Here is a 20,225-nt window from a genome sequence, read left to right as displayed (position 1 = left end):
CGGCCACCCCTGTCGCCAGCCGCGGCGCTCCGCGCCGGCGGCCCGGCCCTACCTGTGTCTGATGTGCGTGATGGGCGGACCCGGGCCGTCCCTCGGCCCGGGTCGCCGCCAGTTCTACGAGCTGACCGGTACGCCGCCTTCAAGGATCGTTGCGACCTGATCGGCGGACATCGCACCCGCCCACACCCTCAGGTCCTGTAGCCCGCCGGGCAGGTAGTGCCCGGTGGTGCCGCCCGCCGGACCGCGGCCGGCGGCCAGTGCGCCGCTTCCCTGCGTCGCGCTCTGGAACCCGGCCTTGTCCTCCGACGGCTGATCTTCGGCACTGACGTACAGGTGCGTCTTGCCGAGACCGGTGCCGAACGGTTCAGACGGGCTGAAGACACCGGTTACCTGCACCCAGGTGTCCATCTCGGCCCCAAGCCCGGAAGGCACCGAGGCGCTCTCCAGAACGCTTCCGGATCCGTCGGTCGCGGTACGGCCGAATCGCCACAAGTAGCCGTCCGCGGACACCTTCTCCACCCACAGCGCCCAGGAGGACTCCGCACCCACCGAGCTGGCCTGGCCGAAGACCTGCCCCCGGTATCCGACCGGTTTCGCGTCCAGCTTCGCCTTGTCCAGCTTCACGCGGGCCGAGACGGTGAACGAGCCGGTCTCGTCGACAAGTGGACCGGTCATCGATGCGTAGCCGGCCATGCCGTCCAGGACCAGGCCCTCGTCGGCGCCACCCAGCGCGGCCCCGGACGTGGACAGCTTCAACGGCGCCACCTGATAGCCGGTGACCTGCTGCTTGACCTCGGTGCCCGTCGAGACGGTGGGGTCCCAGTGTGCGATCAGTTCCGTGGCCGCGACACCGTCCTGCAGCATCTGAGCCTGTTCAGGCACTTCGTCGGCCGTCAACGCCCGTTGCCAAACGGCCACTTCGTCGATGCTGCCGCGGAACGGCTGCTGGAACACTCCCTTGATCTTGGTTCGACCGAACTGCAGTCCACTCGTGGCGGTCCACGGCTCGTATTCGGGCCATTGCTGCACCACGGTCACCCCCGGGCCCTGCGGGCGGCCGTTGATGAACAACTGGATGGTGTCGTTGGTCTTGAGCGCATCGCCCTTGGTGTCGAACACGGCAGTCAGATGCGTCCACACCCGCAGCGCGGCGGGCTGAGTCCCTGCCGTCACGATGTCTACCGCGTCGTCCCCGTCCCGCGAGCCGCGGTTGAACGCCCAGGTCTTCTTGGTCGGCGAATAGTAGAGCGTGAAGGCGGTGTCCCTCGCCCCCGGCGCAGAAAGAACGGCACGGTTCGCCGTCCCGTCGGTGAGATACACCCACGCCGAAACGGTGAACGAGTCCTTGGTATCGACGACCGGCGCTGCCGTTTCGGCGTAGCCGACCTGCTTCGCCGGATCGGTGACCGTCTCGTTCAGGGCCAGGGAGTAATCGTTCGCGCCGCGGCGTCCCCGGTCCGACCAGCCGGCTGTGCCCGGCTGCGGCTGCTTCAGCGTGGCGGGGTACCGGACGGCGCCCTGAGTGGCACTGTCCGCCGCAGTGGTCCCGGTGTTCTCGGCAAACTTCCACTGCCCGGACGGCTTCGCGCCGGGATCTACCTTGAACCGGTACACCGCGGTGTCGCCCCACCGGTCACGCACATCCTTGGCTCGGACGAACAACCTGTGGGTACCCGCAAGCAGTGGTTTGGGATAGATCGTCGTGAACTCCCCCACCGCCTTCGCCACCGTGGTGGCGCTGCCCTCCTGCATCCACCATTGGTAGGCGGTCACATCAGCGTCTGCCGCGTTCGGCTTGAGATTGAACACTCCAGCCTTGCCGGGACCGCCCTGGGCTACGCACGACCAGTCCTCGGAACACCTGCTGGTGTAGTCGTTGCCCGGACCGGACAGGATCTGCGGGGCCTTCGGTCCCTGCGTGTCGACCTTGAAGTAGCACCACGCCGATCGGCCCGACGACAGCTTCCCGTTCGCAGTGCCCCAGGTCCAGTACGACTCTGTCAGCACGTTGAACCGGTACAGAGCCCCGTCGGCGACTCCGTCGATGCGGAACTTCTCCAGGGTGTCGTCCGGGTCCGAGCCGGGGTCGGGCACGTTGACGCTGAACGCCTTTGCCCACGTTCCATCAGGCTTCTGGTACTCAGTGTGAAACAGGGCCCGCAGCGACCCCAGGGACTCGTTGCCCTGCGGCTGCTGCTGTGTCTGCACCATCCCCTGGATGGTCGGGTCCGTGCGCGTGACCGCCGTCGCTTCCGCCGGCGTCTTGCCGCAGAACTGGTCCGTGCCGTAGCCGGGGATCACGCCGACGTTGTTCGGCAGGTACGGCTTGGGAACATAGACGACCTTCAGCTCGGCATTGTCGTCGAACCGCTTCCACGCATCCGGATCGCTCTCGTCCTTCGCCCGCAGCATCAAGGTCAGCCGTGAGAACTTGCCGTCCGCGAAATTGCGCACCGTGGCGGTCAGGTTCTCGTCCGGCTCGGCCGGGTTGTCGTTGAACTCGACCCACGAGTCCGGCTGCTCCGGCGAACAGTTGGTACCTCGACCGGCGGAGACGTCCCGGTCGCCCATCAGGTCGATCTGGGTCGGCCCCGGCCAGCGGGTGGCCTCGGACATGTTGTTGGTGCGCACCAGGTCGACCCAGTGCGGAGTGCAGGAGAACGACCACGTCTCATACGCGCGGAATGTCGCATCCAGCACGTGCATGCCGGTCAGCTTGGTGGGCGCGAACTCGAACAGCATCCGGTTGGTGTGGTCAGCATCGCAGTACCACGGGCCGACCCGGTAGCAACGACCAACGCCGTAGTCGCCGGAGAACTGCCACCACCGGTCACCGTCCGAGGAGATCACCGACTTCTCCGACGCACCGACGCCGATCGGCGGATCGATGTAGACCGGGTAGACCGTGTCCTTGCCGCGCAGCAGAGCCTGGTCCGGGACGACGCTCACCGAACCGTCAGCGACCTGGACAGGAAGGACCGCCGTCGCATCACCGGCCTCGGGCTGTGTCGGGTCCCCCGCACCCTCCGCCGACTCGTCCATACCTTCCGTCGGCTCACCGGCCTCGGCGGTGCGCAACAGCTGCGGCTGGACTCCGGCATCTCCGGCCGAGTCCCACATCACGCCGGCCGGCCCAGCGAAGACTGCGTTCCCGTCACCATCGAGGGCCCGAAGGCCACCGCCTGCCCCAGGCACGATCGTCAGTCCGTCGCCCTGCGCGGACAGGCTGATCCGCTGCAGCTCCGGATTGGCCGCCGCTTCGGCGGACTTGACGACCAGCACCTCGCGGAAACCCTCCGCAGTCGCCGTCAGCTGCAGGTCCACCCCCGTATAGACCTCCGGGTAGGTGGCCATCGGCCCGTCCAGAACAGGCTTCGGCAGAGCATCCGGCCAGCCCAGCTCGATCGCGCCGCGGGAGCCGGCCAGCCGAATCATGTCCTTGCCGCTACCACCCCCGGAGAAGGACAGGTCTACCACGGCGGCCTTCGGGCCCACCGTGCCGTCCGTCCGCCACTCCAGCGTCGTATCGATGCTCTGCCACGAACCGTCCTCGGCCCGCGCCCGCTGCGGAGTCGTCGACTGCGTCAGGGTGTACGTGCCGTCCGGATTCGCCATCGTCTTCGTGTACTCAGATCGCTCCGCAACCACCTCGACAGGCTCACCGGAGGCCGCAGCGAGCGCTGACGGAGATTGCCCCACAGCGGAGGCCGGCGCCGATCTCACCTCAGGTGTCGCGCCCATCGCCGGGGCAGGCGAAGCCCCCGCCACCAGCAGAGCACTCAGCCCCGTTCCCACAAGACGGCCAAGTCGCCGCTGTTTACGCGCAGGCATAGCCCACCCCACCCCTCCAGGGCCTCCCCAGACCCATGCAGAAACAGCGACCACATAAAGATCGCGTCAGGAACGTACACACCCCCAGACGACTCGAACAAGAGTTTCCCGCCACGAAGACCCGCAGGCCAGGAGCCTGCACCCCCCGCGAAACGCCCTAAGGCACCCTGATCGACAGAAACGTTTCCGCATCCCGGGCGGGGCGCGCGGGCGCGTGCCGTACACCCTGCCCGGGACCGGGAACGCAGCGCGGGCCTGCGTCAGCCCCGGCCCGCGGCGGCCCGCCCCGCCCACAGGCCCTCGGGCGTCAGGCCCAGTAGACCGATCGCGTTGCGGCGCACGATCCGGTCCACCACGTCCGCGTCCAGGTGGCCCATCTGGGACTCGCCGACCTCCCGGGACTTGGGCCAGGTCGAGTCGGAGTGCGGATAGTCCGTCTCGTACAGGACATTGCCCACTCCGATCGCGTCCAGGTTCTTCAGCCCGAACGCGTCGTCGAAGAAGCAGCCGTACACGTGCTCCGCGAACAGCTCGGACGGCGGCCGGTGGACCTTGTCCGCCACCCCGCCCCAGCCTCGGTTCTCCTCCCACACCACGTCGGCCCGTTCGAGGATGTACGGAATCCAGCCGATCTGGCCCTCCGCGTACATGATCCGCAGGTTCGGGAAGCGCTCGAACTTGCCGCTCATCAGCCAGTCGACCATCGAGAAGCAGCAGTTGGCGAAGGTGATCGTGGAGCCCACCGCCGGCGGCGCGTCCGGCGACGTCGACGGCATCCTGCTCGACGACCCGATGTGCATCGCGATGACCGTGCCGGTCTCGTCGCAGGCCCGCAGGAACGGGTCCCACGCGTCGGTGTGGATCGACGGCAGCCCCAGGTGCGGCGGGATCTCGGAGAAGCAGACCGCCCGCACGCCACGCGCCGCGTTCCTCCTGACCTCCGCCGCGGCCAGTTCCGCGTCCCACAGCGGGATCAGGGTCAGCGGGATCAGCCGGCCCCGCGCCTCGGGGCCGCACCACTCCTCCACCATCCAGTCGTTGTACGCCCGTACGCCGAGCAGCCCGAGCTCGCGGTCCTTCGCCTCGGTGAAGGTCTGCCCGCAGAAGCGCGGGAAGGTGGGGAAGCAGAGCGCCGACTGCACGTGGTTCACGTCCATGTCGGCCAGCCGGTCGGGGACGCTGAAGGACCCCGGCCGCATCTGTTCGTAGGTGATGACCTCCAGCCTGATCTCGTCGCGGTCGTAGCCGACCGCCGTGTCGAGCCGGGTCAGCGGCCGGTGCAGGTCCTCGTACACCCACCAGTCACCTATCGGCCCGTCGTCGCCCTTGGCGCCCATGACCGGCGCGAACTTGCCGCCCAGGAAGGTCATTTCCTTCAGTGGGGCGCGGACGACGCGCGGGCCGATGTCGTGGTACTTCGACGGGAGCCGGTCCCGCCAGACGTGAGGGGGCTCAACCGTGTGGTCGTCCACCGAGATGATCTTCGGGAAGGTCTCCATACGCTCCACGGTAGCGCCGATCTGACGTACCGTCAGCTAGTCGTACGCCCGGTCCTGCGCCGGATGGGTGCCGGATCCATGCCGGATCCGTGGATGAGCCCTCCCGGTGAACCGGTGCGCAGGCCCTGTGCAGAGCGCCACTTTTGTACTGACGCATGCGGCATGGACAAGGCAAACTGGCCTGTGCGGCACAGCGGGGCACGCGGGGCGGTTTCAGTGCAGTCAGGGGGAAGCGATGGACGCAGTACAGCCCGGCGCCGGGCTGCGCTTCGGCGTGCTGGGGCCCGTCCGGGCCTGGCGGGGCGGCGAACCCCTGCCCTCCGGCTCCCCTCAGCAGCGGGCGCTGCTGGCCGCGCTGCTGCTGCGCGACGGCCGTACCGCCACCGCCTCCGAGCTCATCGACGCCATCTGGGGCGACGAGCCGCCGTCGCAGGCGCTGGCCGCCGTACGCACGTACGCCTCCCGGCTCCGCAAGGTCCTCGACCCCGGCGTGCTGATCAGCGAGTCCGGCGGGTACGCGATACGCCTGCGCCCCGGCGCCCTCGACCTGTCCGCCGCGCAGGAGCTGGCCGCGGACGCGGAGAAGTCGCGCGCCTCGGGCGACCGCTGCCAGGCGCGCGTACTGATCGACAAGGCGCTCGGGCTGTGGGACGGCGAACCGCTGGCCGGCGTGCCCGGCCCGTACGCCGACACCGAACGCACCCGGCTGGAGGAATGGCGCCTGCAGCTCCTGGAGAACCGCCTCGACATGGACCTGGAGGTCGGCTGCCACGCGGAGGCGGTCTCCGAGCTCACCGCCCTCACCGCTGCGCACCCGCTGCGCGAGCGCCTGCGCGAGCTGCTGATGCTCGCCCTCTACCGCAGCGGGCGGCAGGCTGAGGCCCTCGCCGTGTACGCGGACACCCGCCGCCTGCTCGCCGACGAGCTGGGCGTGGACCCGCGGCCCGAGCTCGCCCACCTCCAGCAGCGCATCCTCCAGGCCGACGCGGAACTGGCCCGGCCCGCCGAGCCGGCCCCCAGCGCGGCCGCCCCGGCCCTCGTCATGCCCGCCCAGCTCCCCGCCACGGTCCAGGACTTCACCGGCCGGGCCGCGTTCGTCTCCGAGCTCGGCGAGGTGCTGTCCACCGCGGAGGGCCAGGTCATGGCCGTGTCGGCGGTCGCCGGCATCGGCGGCGTCGGCAAGACCACCCTCGCCGTGCACGTCGCGCACGCGGCCCGGCCGCACTTCCCGGACGGCCAGCTGTACGTCGACCTCCAGGGCACCGACGCCCGCGCCGCGGAACCGGAAACCGTCCTCGGCGCGTTCCTGCGCGCCCTCGGCACCGCGGACTCCGCCATTCCGGAAACCCTGGCCGAGCGCGCCGCGCTCTACCGCTCGGTCCTCGACGGCCGCCGCGTCCTGGTCCTGCTGGACAACGCGCGCGACGCCGCCCAGGTCCGGCCGCTGCTGCCGGGCACGGCGGGCTGCGCGGCCCTCGTCACCAGCCGGACCCGCATGGTGGACCTGGCGGGCGCACACCTGGTCGACCTCGACGTCATGAGCCCGGAGGAGGCGCTTCAGCTCTTCACCCGCATCGTCGGCGAGGAGCGCGTCAACGCCGAGCGCCAGGCTGCCCTCGACGTCGTCGGCGCCTGCGGCTTCCTCCCGCTGGCGATCCGTATCGCCGCCTCCCGCCTCGCGGCCCGCCGCACCTGGACCGTCTCGGTCCTCGCCGCGAAGCTCGCCGACGAGCGCCGCCGCCTGGACGAGCTCCAGGCCGGCGACCTCGCGGTCAAGGCCACCTTCGAACTCGGCTACGGCCAGCTGGAACCGGCCCAGGCCCGCGCGTTCCGCCTGCTGGGCCTGGCGGACGGCCCGGACATCTCCCTGGCCGCCGCGGCCGCCGTACTCGACCTTCCGCTCCACGACACCGAGGACCTGCTGGAGTCCCTGGTCGACACGTCCCTCCTGGAATCGGCGGCCCCGGGCCGCTACCGCTACCACGACCTGGTCCGCCTCTACGCGCGTGCATGCGCGGAGCGGGACGAACAGCCCCCGACGGAACGCCACGCGGCGATGTCGCGGCTGCTGGACTTCTACCTGTCGACGGCGGCGGGGGTGTACGCGCTGGAACGGCCGGGGGACCGGACGGTCGACCACTGGGAGCCGGCCCAGTACCCGGGCCTGCGGTTCACCTGCGGCGCCGAGGCGGTCGACTGGCTGTACGCCGAGGCCAACTGCCTGCTGGCGTTCGTGCGCCAGTGCGTGGACGAGGGGATGCTCAGGCGCGCCGTAGACCTGCTGTGGGCCGCCAAGGACCTGGCCGAGTCCGGGGCCAACTCCCGTCAGTACGAGACCACGGCGGTCGCCATGCGCGACGCCGCTCACGCGGCGGGGGACCAGCGCGCCGAAGCGAGAGCGCGCGTGGCCCTGACCACGCTGCTGCTGGTCTCCGGCCGCTTCGAGCAGGCCGACGAGGAAGCACGGATCGCGACGCGGCTCGCGCGGGCGGCCGACGACCCGGTGCCCGCCAGCTGGGCGCCCAACGATCGCGGGATCATCGCCTTTTACCAGAACCGGCACGCGGACGGTGAACAGTTCCTGAGCGAGGCGGTCGAGGCCTTCCGCGCGTACGGAAACCGGTCCGGCGAGGCCAGCGCCCTGTGCAACCTCTCCCGCATCCACGTGAACATGGGCCGGACCTCCAGCGCGGTCGAGCTGGCCCAGCAGGGCATCGCCCTCTACGACGAGATGGGTCTCACCCTCCGGATCGCCAACGGGCGCTTCGCTCTCGGCATCGCGCTCACCCGGGCCGGACGTCACGCCGAAGCGCTTGAGCAACTCGCCGAAGCGCTCCGTGTCTTCCAGGAGAACCGTCAGCGTCTCTGGGAGGGGACGACCCACTTCCGTATCGCCGAGGCACACTTCGCCGCTCGCCGCCCCGCACAGGCGGCACTCCACGCAGAGCAGGCACTCGCCCTGCGCTGCATCGGCGGCGAGTGGATGCGCGGCAACGTGCTCACCACCCTGGGCCGGGCCCTGGACCAGCTCGGCCAGGCCGACCGGGCGAGGGCATGCTGGCGGGAGGCCCTCGCCATCTACGAGCAGTCGGGAGCGTCGGAGGCGGAGACCGTGCGCGGCCTGCTCACGCCGCTGGCCGCCGCCTGACGCCCTTGCGGCGGTGGCGTTCATCGATTGTTTATCGCCGGACGGCACTCTCATACCCACGATCCGCCGCGTCGGGGGGCAGGCGGGTCGGCGGGGAACGTCACCGCTAGTGTGAACGGCCCTGATACGCCCGTCCGGCAACCCTCGGGGGAGTTGCCGGACGGGCTCCACGATCCGCAGAACCAGCACCACAACGGGAGTTGACAGCGATGAGCGACGCCAAGAAGCCCACCACCGGCGACATCACCACGCAGGACAACCACGCCGGGACCCCGGGCAAGGACGACACCATCAAGCCGCTGGACAACCACGCCGGCAGCGTGGGCGAGGACGTCCTCAAGCCGGCGGACAACCACGCGGGGTCCGAGCCCGCCTAGAGCCAGCACGACGGGGAGCGGCCGCGGTGGCCCGGAGGGGGAGCCACCGCGGCCGCCGCATGTCCGGACCACGAGGGGCCGGGGCCCTTCGTACATCCGGGTCTGCGGCCGTGCGGGTCGCCGCGCGACGGCCCGCACGGGGTGCGACGCTGGAAGTCCCGGCAGTCTCCCGTCCAGGAGGAGAGCGCACCGCAATGATCACGACCGACTTCGTCCCCGGCTCCCCCTGCTGGATCGACCTGGGCGCCCCTGACGTGGACGCCGCGGCGGCCTTCTACGGCGCCGTCTTCGGCTGGCAGACCGACCCGGCCGGCGGCCAGGACACCGGCGGCTACACCGCCTTCCGCCTCGACGGCAAGGTGGTCGCCGCGGTCGGACCACTCACCGAGCCGGGCGCCCGCCCGGCCTGGATGGTCTACTTCAACACCCCCGACGCGGACGCCACCGTCAAGGCCGTACAGCAGGCAGGCGGCGCCGTCCGTACCGCCCCGGCCGAGGTCCCCGGCGACGAGGGACGGTTCGCCCAGCTCACCGACGCGCAGGGCGCGCAGTTCGGCATCTGGGAACCCAACCAGTACGCGGGCCTCGAGCTGGCCGACGGCCCGGGCAGCCTGAGCTGGATCGAGCTCTACACCACCGACTCGGCCGCCGCGCAAAGCTTCTACGGCAGCGTCTTCGGCTGGACCACCCAGGACATGCCGATGCCCGGAGGCGGCGGCACGTACACGCTGCTGACACCGGCGGGCTGCGCCGAGGAACGGATGCACGGGGGCCTCATGGAGGACGCGGGCGCCGCTTCCGGTACCGGGCCGTACTGGCACCCGGTGTTCGGCTCGGCGGACTGCGACGCCACGGTCGCGCGCGTACGGGAGAACGGCGGCGGCGTCTCGATGGGCCCGGAGACCGCGGAAGGCGTCGGCCGCCTGGCGGTCTGCACCGACCCGGCGGGCGCGGAGTTCGTGCTGCTGACCCCCGAGCCGACTAGCTGACACCCCGGCCCCGACCACGAACTGCGGGCGGCCGAAGCCCCTGTCGGCGACGACCGCCCGAAAGGCGCCCCACGCCCCGGCGTGAAGCGCAGCATCGGCCCCTCCGGGTCCTTGGAGTCCCGCACGGCGACGGTGCCGGGGACGTTGGCGGCGACTTCGACGCACTCGCCGCCGGCAAGTCGGCAAGGCGGTCTGGGTGGAGCTGGGCGCGCGCACCGACCAGGAGCGAGAGCCGCACCCAATCCCGGGGCCGCCCGGTTGGTGAGTATGGCGGGCCGGACCGTCCCGTCAAGGGCGCTCCCTGCGGTCGCGTCGCTGCGCGATGGCCTTCGGCCCCCCTTGACCGTCCGCCCCGTCCCGCTGGTGCAACTTTGTTGTCGGGCGGCCCCGGGGAGCGGGGCCCCACCTGAGCCCCGGGAGTGGCCGCGCTTTCGTCGGTGGCCTCAGCCCGGTGGGTAGGGGCAAGACACGCGGCCACTTCGGGGGCGGCGGGCCCCGGCATAGCGGCCGACGGCCGTCTGTTGCTCTGGGAGAACGCCCAATCCGAGGTGAGACGACACCAAGCGGCCGAGGGGGCCGCGATGACCCCCATAAACCCTGGCAAATCGGGTGCGATTGAGGTCACTGCGGACCCCGCATGGCGACTCATGTCGCCACACCTCGGCCAGACCGGCCTGACGACCGCATAGCCAGGGCCGAACCCCTCCCGGCCTGCCGCACGCAGCAATCACCCACCGGCCTGCGGCCGCTGAGCCGGGGCCGGACTCATCCCAGGCCGATGGCGCGCCACCCACGACCCGGCGGCCGCCGAGCCGGGGCCGGGCCCATCCCGGGCCTGCCGCGTGTCTTGTCGCCGCCCACCGGCCTGCGGCCGGGGGCCGGCCCGGGCCAACCGACAAGCAGCCCCGGGGCCCCGCTCCGGGGGCCGCCCCCCACTCATCAGTCAGCGGTGGAGGGACGGGAGTCCAGGGTGGCCGTAGGCCATCGCGCAGCGACGCGACGAAGGAGCGCCCTTGACGCCCGGCCTGGAGCCGCCATCATCACCGGCCGGGCGGCCCCCCACCCGAACCCCCCGCCCCCGGCTGCCCGCCCCGGCCGGCGCTGCCGGCCGTTGCCGGTACCGCGCAGACCATGCCTTCGCTGAAGCCCGCGGCGCCGATGCCCAGTGCCAGGTTGAAGCGGCCGCGCAGATTCTCCAGCGCGATCACGTGGGTCAGCTCCACCAACTGGGCCTCGTCGAAGTGCTCGCGCAGCTGCGCGAAGAGCTCGTCGGACACCTCGACCGGCGTGCGGCTCATGCCGACCGCGTAGTCGAGCACGAGCATCTCGAGGTCACTGAAGAGCCCGCTGGTCCGATACGACGGCAGCGCGAGCAGTTCCTCGTCAGTGATGCCCCACCGGCGCGAGATCTGCGATCCGATGTCAATGCAGTACTCACACTGCGTGAGCGTCGCGGCCTTCAGTTCGGCCAGCGCCTTGAGGCGCTTGTCGACGCGATGCAGCTTGGCTGTGGCCTGCTCGAACCTGGCATAGCCGCTCAGCAGCCGCGGCGCATGCGCATACATCTCGAGCGGCTCCAGCATGCGCTCCGGTGCGCGCCCGGTGAGCTGCTTGATGCCGCGCCGCGTGAACCAGTAGACGAGTCGCACCAATGGTCCCGCCTTGCGGGCGGAGACTCCTTCAAGGCGTGTCATCACGACCTCCTGCCTCCTGCGTCTTCCTTCTTCTTTCTTCCTTCTTCCGTCTTCCTTCTGCCGCTCCTCACTACTCTGACGGAACAGAGCGGAGCAATGTGACAGCCGGACTCACCCCGCCGCGCTGCCCACCACCCGCTCCACCGTGATCCGGATGACCACCCGCACCACCTCCGGTGGCAGCTCCAGGTACTCCGCACCCGCGCCCGGGCCCTCGTACTGTTCGGCCAGTGACACCGCCACCTCCCGGCCGGTGTCCTCGGCGACCGTGGCCCGGCCGCGTACCTCGATGTACTGGAGCGGGTCGCTCCGGTCGTACACCGTGAGGCTGACCCTCGGCTCACGCTCCACGTTCTTGACCTTCCGGCGGCCGGCCTGGCTCGAGATGACCAGGTCGTCCCCGTCCCAGCCCACCCACACGACGGACGTCTGGGGGCTCCCGTCGGGGCTGACCGTGCCCAGGACAGCGGGGTTCGGTGCGTCGAGGATCTTTCGTGCGTCCGCACTCAGCGATATCGGCATGATCGCGAGCGTACGTTCCGGCCGCCGGCTCGGTCGACCCCCGTCGCACCCCGTCACTAGCCCTGGCGCTGCGAGCCCTGCCGCGCCCTGAGCGCCGTCTTCAGTACCTTTCCGCTCGCGTTGCGCGGCAGCTCCCGTACGAACTCCACCGTCCTCGGCACCTTGTAGTTCGCCATCTCCCGCCGCGACCACGCGATCAGGTCGTCCGACGTCAGCGTCGAGTCCGCCCTGCGTACCGCGTACGCCTTGGCCACCTCGCCCAGCCGCGGGTCCGGGACGCCGATTACCGCCACGTCCGCGATGTCCGGGTGCAGGCCGAGCAGTTGCTCTATCTCCGCCGGGTAGGCATTGAAGCCGCCGACGATGAACATGTCCTTGATCCGGTCGGTGATACGGAGATTGCCCTCCCCGTCCAGCACCCCCACATCCCCCGTGCGCAGCCATCCTCCCCCGGACTCCGTCCGGGAGGTGCCCCCAGGCGTGAGCGCCTTCTTCGTCTCCTGCGGGTCCTCGAAATAACCCCGCATGACGTGGTGTCCGCGCACCAGGATCTCCCCCGGCTCCCCCGGCGGCAGCGGGGCGCCCGTCGGGTCGACGACCCGGACCTCCGTGTCCGGGATGGCGCGGCCCGAGGTCGCCGAGACGACCTCGGGGCGGTCGCCGCGCCGGCACATCGTGACGATGCCGCTCGCCTCCGACAGGCCGTACGCCGTCAGCACCGTCGCGATGTTCAGCTCGCTGCGCAGCCGTTCCACCAGCTGCAGCGGAACCACCGCCGCCCCTGTCACCACCAGCCGCAGCGCCGACAGGTCGTGCTTCCCGCGTGCCGGGTGGTCCAGCAGTGACTGGTGGAGCGTGGGCGGGCCGGGCAGGACCGAGATGCGTTCGGCCGCGATGTTGGCCAGCACGGTGTCGACGTTGAAGACCGGCTGCGGCACCATCGTCGCGCCGCGCATCAGGCAGGCGATGATGCCCGCCTTGTAACCGAACGTGTGGAAGAACGGGTTCACGATCAGGTAGCGGTCGCCCTCCCGCAGCCCCGCCAGCTCGCTCCAGACGTCGTAGCAGCGCAGCGTCTGGGCGTGCGTGATCACCGCGCCCTTCGGCCGCCCGGTCGTACCGGAGGTGAAGACGAGGTCGGACGCGGCCCCGCCCGCGACCCCGTCCGCGCGCTCGCGCACCACGGCGGCCGGCAGCCCGTCCCCGCCGGCCAGGAAGTCCTTCCAGGTGCGGAAGTTCTCGGGGGCGTCGTCCGCCAGGACCACGACCTGCTCCAGGTGCGGCAGCGCGGGCAGCGGGCCGCCCCCGGTCCCCTCCGCCGTCGCGCGCCGCAGCGATGCGACGTACGACGTGCCCAGGAACGTACCGGTGACGAAGAGCAGCTTCGCGCGGCTGCGGGCGAGGACGTACGCCGCCTCCGTGCCCTTGAAGCGGGTGTTGAGCGGCACCAGCACCGCCCCCGCGGACACCGCCCCGAGCGCCGAGACGATCCAGTCCAGGGTGTTGGGGGCCCAGACCGCGACCCGGTCGCCGGGTTCGACTCCGGACGCGATGCAGGCCGCGGCCGCGCGCTCGACGCGCTCGCCCAGTTCCGCGTACGTGATCCGGGTACGACCCTCGACGACGGCCTCGCGCCCGGCGTACCGCTCGGCGGCCGAGCGCACCAGCCGCGGGATGCTGCCCCACCTCAGGTCCCCGCGCATGAGGTACTGACCGCCACCCTGGTCTCCTGCCATCGCAAGCCCTCCCGCACCGGTAGCTGACTATCCGTCAGATTAGCGGTAGCCTTCCCGGCTGTCAGCAGCTGGTCACGAAGACAGCAGCACGAAGACCTACCGCGGAGGTGGCGATGGCGGCAACCCTCAAGGACGCGACAGCGATAGCCGGGATAGGTCAGACCACCTTCGCGAAGCAACTCCCGGAATCCGAGAAGACATTGGCGTGCCGGGCCGTCCTCGCCGCGCTCGACGACGCCGGCATCGCGCCCCGCGAGGTCGACGCGTTCGCCTCGTACACCATGGAGGAGACCGACGAGGTCGAGGTCGCCAAAGCCATCGGCGCGGGCGACGTCACCTTCTTCTCCAAGGTCGGCTACGGCGGCGGCGGCTCCTGCGCGACCGTCGCGCACCTCGCCTCCGCCATCGCCACCGGCCAGGCGAGCGTCGGCGTCGCCTGGCGATCGCGCAAGCGCGGATCCGGCCCCCGCCCCTGGAAGAACACCGCCGTCCAGCTCCCCACCCCCGCCCAGTGGACCCGCCCCTTCGGCCTGCTGCGCCCGGCCGACGAGATCGGCATGCTGGCCCGCCGCTACATGCACGAGTACGGGGCGACCCGCGACCACCTCTTCAACGTGGCCCTGGCCTGCCGCAACCGGGCCAACCAGAACCCCGCCGCGATCATGTACGACCGGCCGCTGACCCGCGAGATGTACATGACCTCCCGCTGGATCAGCGAGCCGCTCTGCCTCTTCGACAACTGCCTGGAGACGGACGGCGCGCTGGCCTGCGTGATCGTCTCCGCCGAGCGCGCCCGCGACTGCCGGCAAAAGCCGGTGTACGTCCACTCCGCCGCCCAGGGCCTGCCCGCCCAGCACCACGGCATGGTCAACTACTGGAACGACGACCCGCTCACCGGCCCCGCCTGGACCGCCGCCCGCCACCTGTGGAAGCAGGCCGACTTCGGGCCGCAGGACGTGGACGTGGCGCAGATCTACGACGCGTTCACGCCGCTCATCCCGCTCTCCCTGGAGGGCTACGGCTTCTGCGCCAGGGGCGAGGGCGGCGCGTTCACCGAGGGCGGCGCCCTCGAGATCGGCGGGCGGCTGCCGGTCAACACCGGCGGAGGGGGCCTGTCCGAGGCGTACGTCCACGGCTTCAACCTCATCACCGAAGGCGTCCGGCAACTGCGCGGCACCAGCACCGCCCAGGTCCCCGACGCCGCCACCTGTCTGGTCACCGCGGGCGAGGGCGTCCCCACCTCCGCGATCCTGCTGAGGAGTTGAACCGAACCGATGACGACCACCGACCACGACCTGCTCACCCCCGTCGTCGACGAGGACGGCGCGCCCTTCTGGGAGTACGCCGCCCAGGGCGAGCTGCGTATCCAGGCCTGCGCGAACGGGGACTGCGGCGAGCTGCGCTTCCCGCCCCGTCCGTGCTGCCCGCACTGCCAGTCCTTTGAGAGCGAGTGGCGCAGGATGAGCGGACGCGGCCGCATCTGGTCGTACGTACGGCCGCACCCGCCGCTGCTGCCCGGCTACACCGAGCAGGCTCCGTACACCGCGGTCGTCGTGGAGCTCGCCGACGCGCCGCACATCCGGCTCGTCGGCAACCTGGTGAGCGCACCGGACGCACCGCTGAACTCCGTCGATCCGGCGCGGCTGCGTATCGGGGCGCCGGTACGCGTGGCCTTCTCGCAGGTCACGCCCGGCATCACCGTCCCGCGCTGGCTGCTGGAGCGGCCGTGAGCGGGACGGTGAGGGGGGCAGCGAGTGGGACGGTGAGTGGGACCGCGAGCGGGGCAAAGAGCCCGGGCGGTGTCCGGGTCGAGCCGGACAAGGCCACCGGCGTCGTGGTCGTCACGCTCGACCGGCCGGAGAAGCACAACGCCCTCGACCTGGCCGCCGCCGAGGCCCTGTCCGCCGCCTGGCGGGAGTTCCGCTTCGACGACTCCGTACGCGCGGTCGTCCTCACCGGCGCCGGCGGGAAGGCCTTCTGTACGGGCATCGACCGCTCGGTGGAGGTGCCGCAGCCGTCCTCCCCGTACTCGATCGACGATCCGCTGCTCTCGATCGGGCCCAAGGCCAACGACCTGTGGAAGCCGGTGATCGCGGCGGTGGGCGGGATGGCGTGCGGCGGGGCGTTCTACCTGCTCGGCGAGGCGGAGTTCGTCGTCGCCTCCCGGGACGCGACGTTCTTCGACCCGCACACGACGTACGGCATGGTCAGCGCGTACGAGGCGATGAACATGGCCCAGCGGATGCCGTTCGGGGAGGTGGCCCGGATGTCGCTGATGGGGACGGCCGAGCGGCTGTCCGCGCAGCGGGCGTACGAGATCGGTCTGGTCTCCGAGCTCACCGGCCCCGGCGAGGAACTGGCGGCCGCGGTGCGCTGTGCCGAGACCATCGCGTCGTACCCGCCCGGGGCTGTGCAGGGCACCGTGCGCGCCGTATGGGCGGCCCGGGAGGCGGCACGGGCGCAGGCGCTGGCGCACGCGCCGCACCTGATCGCGCTCGGGAATCTTCCGGCGGAGCGGCAGGCGGAGCTGTTCACCGCCCGCCGCCCGTCGTTCCGGGTCCGCTAGGCCGTCGTACGCGTCACGTTGGTGACCTCGCACTTGCCGCCGCCGCTGTCGCTGCCCTTGGGCACGTACGCGGCGGAGACGTCGAGCGTGTCAGTGGTGTTCGGCATGACGTACGGGATCGTGGAGTCGCTGGTGCGCAGCAGCGTGCCGCTCGGGTCGGTGAACTTCACGCTGAACTTGTAGGTGTACTTCTCCGACGAGCTGCTGTTGCGGGCGCTGATCCGCGCCACGATGCCGCGGGACGGGTCGTAGTCGCAGGACTCGATCTTGATGTCCCGTACGGCGCTGTTGTTGCTGCCGCCGGTCGTCGAGCCGCCGGTGGTGTAACCGCCGGACGTGCTGCTCGACGAGCCGTCGTCGCTGCCGCCGCTCGTCGTACCGCCACTGCTGCTGCTCGAACCGCCGCTGCTGCCGCTGCTCGAGTTGTCGCAGCCGCCACCGCCGGAGCCGCGGGCTCCGGTCAGGGCGACGACGGCGATGCCGAGCACGGCGACTGCGCGGACATGACGAAGCTTCACGCTTCAACCCCCGTTGAAATCATGGATATGCGTACGCCCTTGACGGGCACACGTCACCCTAGCAGCGCCTGGAGAGGCCGGCGGGGGGGTGCTTCCTGGTGGCGGCGTCCCCCCTCCCGGCGTAGCGTCGGGACCGAGAGCCGACGCAGGAGGCCGAGCATGATCCGTAATGTTCTCGGCTCCGTTATCGGTCTCGTCGGAGCGACGGCCGCCGTCTGGAGCCCCTTCCGTGCCTGGTACGACGGCCGTCACGGACGCGACTACCGCATCGCGGAGCTGTTCAGCGGCACCGGCATCACCGACAGCAAGGCGCCCCTGGCCGCCTCGATCCTGCTGGCGTTCGCCTTCGCCGCCCTGCTCACCCTGATCGCCGTCGTACTGCGCTCCCGCCTGCTGATGGCCCTGGCCGGGGTGGTGGTCCTGGGCTTCACGGTCCTGTGGATGGTCCGGCAGGGCCAGGCCGCGGGCAGCCTCACCGTGGAAGGCGGCGGCGGGGGCCTCGGTGACGGCGTCGCGAACGCGATCGGCGGCGGTCTGCTGCTGCTCGTGGCCGCGGCGGTGCTGCCCGGCCGCCGGCACAGGCCGAGGCGGGGGGAGGGGGCGGAGGCGGAACCGTACGCCCCGTACGAGCCGACCGGCCGGCACCGGGACGAGTACGCACCGCCCGACCGGGACGAGTACCCGCCGCCTGACCGGGCAGGTCCCGACCGCCCGCCGCCCGACCAGCCGCCGCGCGAGCGGCCCTGGAGCCGGCGCTCCCGGCACACCGGCCGTGACGCACCCGGCGGACGGGACGGACCACGGCCGTGAGGATCCGGCGCCCGCGCGCCCTGGACGCCCCGCACGCCCCAGGGGCCGCCCCGCAGCTACGCGGTGCGGGTTCCCGTGCCCTTGGCCGCGTCCAGCGCGTAGACGCAGCGGTCCTTGCTGCACGCGTACACCACGCCGGCCTTCGCCACCGGTGAGCCGGTGATCTCTCCGCCCGTCGCGAGCTTCCAGCGCAGCTGGCCGCCCGCCGCGTCCAGGGTGTACAGGCAGTGGTCGGCGGAGCCGAAGTGCACGCGGCCGTCGGCCGCCACCGGCGCCCCGACGACCTCGCCGCCCGCGGCGAACCGCCACTTCGGCGTGCCCGTCACCGCGTCGAGCGTGTACAGCGCGCTGCCCGAGCCGACATGGATGCTGCCGTCCGCGACGAGGACCGGTTCGACGGACTGGCGGCCCTCCGTCGCGATGCGCCAGCGGTCCTTGCCGGTGGCCGCGTCCAGGGCGTACACCGTCCCCAGGTAGTCGGCCAGGTAGACCCCGCCGCCCGTGACGGCCGGACCCGGCGCGAACGCCGGCGGGCTGAGGAACACCGCCGGGGCCTCGAAGCGCCAGCGCACATGGCCGCTGGCGATGTCGATCGCGAGGACGCGCGTCCCGGCGGCGATGTACGCGTACCCGTCCGGCGCGGGCGTGACCCGTACCGGGACGTTGCCGCAGGACGCGGCGTCGCCCACCGGGTAGGACCAGCGCTCGGCGCCGGTGCGGGCGTCCAGGGCCCGGAGCCGGGCGTCCTGCCACACGTACACGGTCGAGTCGTCGATCACCGGACCGGCCTCGGCGGTCTCGAAGTCGGTCTGGGCGCCGGTGACCTCCCACAGCTTCCGGCCGTTGGCGGCCTCCCAGCCCTGTACGCCGCCGCCGCGCGTCGCGGTGATCACCGTGCCGCGGTCGGCCTTGAGGGAGTACACCCACGCATCCGTCTGCAGGCGCCAGCGCTCGGCGCCGTCCGCCGCGTCCAGGGCGTACAGCGAGGGGCCGTCGGAGGCGTGGATCCGGCCGTCCGCGACGGCCATCGCCCACGCGACGTCGCGGGTCTTGAACCGGCGCCGGCCGCTGCCCACGTCCAGGGCGTGCACCTCGAAGGAGGTGACGTAGAGCAGGTTCCCGGCGACCGTGGGGGTGCCCCACACGTCGTTCGACATACGGAAGCGCCAGGGCCGCCAGCGCCCGCTGTCCGGGGCCGGGCCGGGCGCCGGTACCGCGGCGGGGCCGGGCTCGGCGCCGTTGACGGCCGGACCGGGGTGCGCGGGCGCGGCCACTCCGGCGGGCGGGCGGACCCATCCGGTGGCGGCCGCCGAGTCGGCGGGCGGGCTGCCGGGCCGGGCGTCGGCGACGCGCGGGCCGGGCCCGATGGACACCTTGGCGCCGGCCAGCCGTACCGGCCCATCGGGCTGCGGCTGAGGCTGGGCCTGGGCATGTGGCTGCGGCTGGTGGTGAGGCTGCGGCTGCGGCCGGTGGGAAGGCGGGGGCGGCGGCGCCTGGCCGGTACGCGGGTCGCTGCCGCGCCAGGCGGCGTCCCAGTCGTTGCCGCGCGGCGGCGTGGGCGGTCTGCGCTTGGGCGGACCGGCCGTCTGGAGGGGCGGACGACCGCCCCGGCGCTGCTCGATCATCGCGGTCGCGCGCGCCGGCAGCCAGGCCGACGCCGTACCGCTGTCGTCGGTGCCGGAGCCGAAGAGGTGGGGCGCGAGCTGGGCCTGCAGGTCGGCGGGGCTCGGCCGCAGCGCGGCCTCCATCTGCATGCAGGACTCGATCAGCGGACGCAGCTCGTCGGGCAGGCCCTCCAGGTCGGGGCCCTCGCGCAGCAGCATGAAGACGGTCTCGACCGGATTGGCCCCGTGGAACGGCGGATGTCCGGTCGCCGCGAACACGAGCGTGGAACCGAGCGAGAAGACGTCGCTCGCGCCCTTGACGCTGCGCGAGTCCTTGGCCTGCTCCGGCGACATGTACGCGGGGGTGCCCACCGCGACGTTGGTCATGGTCAGCCGGGTGTTCGAGACGCCGCTCGCGATACCGAAGTCGATGACGCGCGGGCCGTCCTCCACCACCAGGACGTTGGACGGCTTGAGGTCGCGATGGACGAGGCCGGCGCCGTGGATGGACTGCAGCGCCTCGGCGATCCCGGCCGCGAGCCAGCGGACCGCCTGGGCCGGCATCGGCCCGCACTCATTCACTATTTCCTCGAGGGAGGGGGCGGGCACATACGCGGTGGCGAGCCACGGCACCGCCGCCCGCGGGTCGGCGTCCACGACGGCGGCCGTGTAGAAGCCGCTGACCGCCCGTGCCGCCTCGACCTCGCGCGTGAAGCGGACCCGGAACAGCTGATCCTCGGCAAGCTCGGTACGTACCGTCTTGATCGCCACGCGCCGGCCGGACGCCGAGCGCGCGAGATAGACCAGCCCCATGCCGCCGGCGCCGAGCCGGCCCAGCACCTCGAACGGGCCGATCCGTCTCGGGTCGTGCTGCGTCAGCTGCTCCACCACTTGCCTGCCACCTCCCCGTACGGGCCCCATCGGAACGGAG

Annotated in this window: 14 protein-coding genes; 7 read left to right on the top strand and 7 right to left on the bottom strand. The window is 71.7% G+C overall.

Annotated features, from left to right (window positions below; genetic code table 11):
• Positions 1–114: 114 nt before the first annotated feature.
• Together ACWV17_RS20225 and ACWV17_RS20220 are read right to left on the bottom strand one after the other, a co-directional pair.
• Positions 115–3,885, bottom strand: a complete 3,771-nt coding sequence (locus ACWV17_RS20225) for a LamG domain-containing protein (protein WP_455360846.1) — start codon at positions 3,883–3,885, stop codon at positions 115–117.
• Positions 3,886–4,091: 206 nt separating this feature from the next.
• Entirely contained in the window at positions 4,092–5,330 is a 1,239-nt protein-coding gene (locus ACWV17_RS20220) for an amidohydrolase family protein (protein WP_455360845.1), read from the bottom strand.
• 235 nt (positions 5,331–5,565) lie between these two features.
• Here ACWV17_RS20220 and ACWV17_RS20215 point away from each other — a divergent pair, with 235 nt between their 5' ends.
• The 3 genes from ACWV17_RS20215 to ACWV17_RS20205 all read left to right on the top strand — a co-directional run bounded on the left by ACWV17_RS20215 (position 5,566) and on the right by ACWV17_RS20205 (position 9,844).
• Positions 5,566–8,478 carry an AfsR/SARP family transcriptional regulator gene (locus ACWV17_RS20215; RefSeq protein ID WP_455360844.1) on the top strand — a complete coding sequence of 971 codons (2,913 nt, stop codon included), beginning with the start codon at positions 5,566–5,568 and terminating at the stop codon, positions 8,476–8,478.
• 209 nt (positions 8,479–8,687) lie between these two features.
• Complete coding sequence (locus ACWV17_RS20210) at positions 8,688–8,855, top strand: hypothetical protein (RefSeq protein WP_455360843.1); 168 nt, start codon at positions 8,688–8,690, stop codon at positions 8,853–8,855.
• A gap of 194 nt (positions 8,856–9,049) precedes the next feature.
• The gene (locus tag ACWV17_RS20205; protein ID WP_455360842.1) at positions 9,050–9,844 is read left to right on the top strand and encodes a VOC family protein; all 795 of its coding nucleotides are present in this window, start codon (positions 9,050–9,052) and stop codon (positions 9,842–9,844) included.
• Positions 9,845–10,884: 1,040 nt separating this feature from the next.
• Here the strand turns inward: ACWV17_RS20205 and ACWV17_RS20200 are convergent.
• The 3 genes from ACWV17_RS20200 to ACWV17_RS20190 form a co-directional block, all read right to left on the bottom strand.
• Complete coding sequence (locus tag ACWV17_RS20200) at positions 10,885–11,538, bottom strand: carboxymuconolactone decarboxylase family protein (protein ID WP_455360841.1); 654 nt, start codon at positions 11,536–11,538, stop codon at positions 10,885–10,887.
• Positions 11,539–11,649: 111 nt separating this feature from the next.
• Complete coding sequence (locus ACWV17_RS20195; protein WP_455360840.1) at positions 11,650–12,060, bottom strand: PPOX class F420-dependent oxidoreductase; 411 nt, start codon at positions 12,058–12,060, stop codon at positions 11,650–11,652.
• Between the two features lie 56 nt (positions 12,061–12,116).
• Positions 12,117–13,763 carry a FadD3 family acyl-CoA ligase gene (locus tag ACWV17_RS20190; protein WP_455360868.1) on the bottom strand — a complete coding sequence of 549 codons (1,647 nt, stop codon included), beginning with the start codon at positions 13,761–13,763 and terminating at the stop codon, positions 12,117–12,119.
• A 146-nt stretch (positions 13,764–13,909) separates the two neighbouring features.
• On the opposite strand from ACWV17_RS20190, the gene ACWV17_RS20185 reads away from it, so the two are divergent.
• Genes ACWV17_RS20185 through ACWV17_RS20175 form a run of 3 tightly spaced genes read left to right on the top strand, consistent with a single transcriptional unit; the run spans position 13,910 to position 16,362 of the window.
• Positions 13,910–15,061, top strand: a complete 1,152-nt coding sequence (locus ACWV17_RS20185) for a lipid-transfer protein (RefSeq protein WP_455360839.1) — start codon at positions 13,910–13,912, stop codon at positions 15,059–15,061.
• Positions 15,062–15,070: 9 nt separating this feature from the next.
• Positions 15,071–15,526, top strand: coding sequence for a Zn-ribbon domain-containing OB-fold protein (locus tag ACWV17_RS20180; RefSeq protein WP_455360838.1), 456 nt, complete (start codon positions 15,071–15,073; stop codon positions 15,524–15,526).
• A gap of 32 nt (positions 15,527–15,558) precedes the next feature.
• Positions 15,559–16,362 (top strand): enoyl-CoA hydratase/isomerase family protein, encoded by an 804-nt coding sequence (locus tag ACWV17_RS20175; protein ID WP_455360837.1) that lies wholly within the window; start codon positions 15,559–15,561, stop codon positions 16,360–16,362.
• Here the strand turns inward: ACWV17_RS20175 and ACWV17_RS20170 are convergent.
• Positions 16,359–16,880: a hypothetical protein gene (locus tag ACWV17_RS20170; RefSeq protein ID WP_455360836.1), complete on the bottom strand. Its 522-nt coding sequence runs from the start codon at positions 16,878–16,880 to the stop codon at positions 16,359–16,361. The genes ACWV17_RS20175 and ACWV17_RS20170 overlap by 4 nt on opposite strands.
• A 159-nt stretch (positions 16,881–17,039) precedes the next feature.
• Here ACWV17_RS20170 and ACWV17_RS20165 point away from each other — a divergent pair, with 159 nt between their 5' ends.
• Complete coding sequence (locus ACWV17_RS20165) at positions 17,040–17,690, top strand: hypothetical protein (RefSeq protein WP_455360835.1); 651 nt, start codon at positions 17,040–17,042, stop codon at positions 17,688–17,690.
• A gap of 56 nt (positions 17,691–17,746) precedes the next feature.
• Here the strand turns inward: ACWV17_RS20165 and ACWV17_RS20160 are convergent, their stop codons facing one another.
• Positions 17,747–20,185 (bottom strand): serine/threonine-protein kinase, encoded by a 2,439-nt coding sequence (locus ACWV17_RS20160; protein ID WP_455360834.1) that lies wholly within the window; start codon positions 20,183–20,185, stop codon positions 17,747–17,749.
• Positions 20,186–20,225 lie beyond the last annotated feature (40 nt).

The organism is Streptomyces mabaensis (genome assembly GCF_053763515.1).
This window is presented reverse-complemented; position numbering and strand designations above follow the sequence as displayed.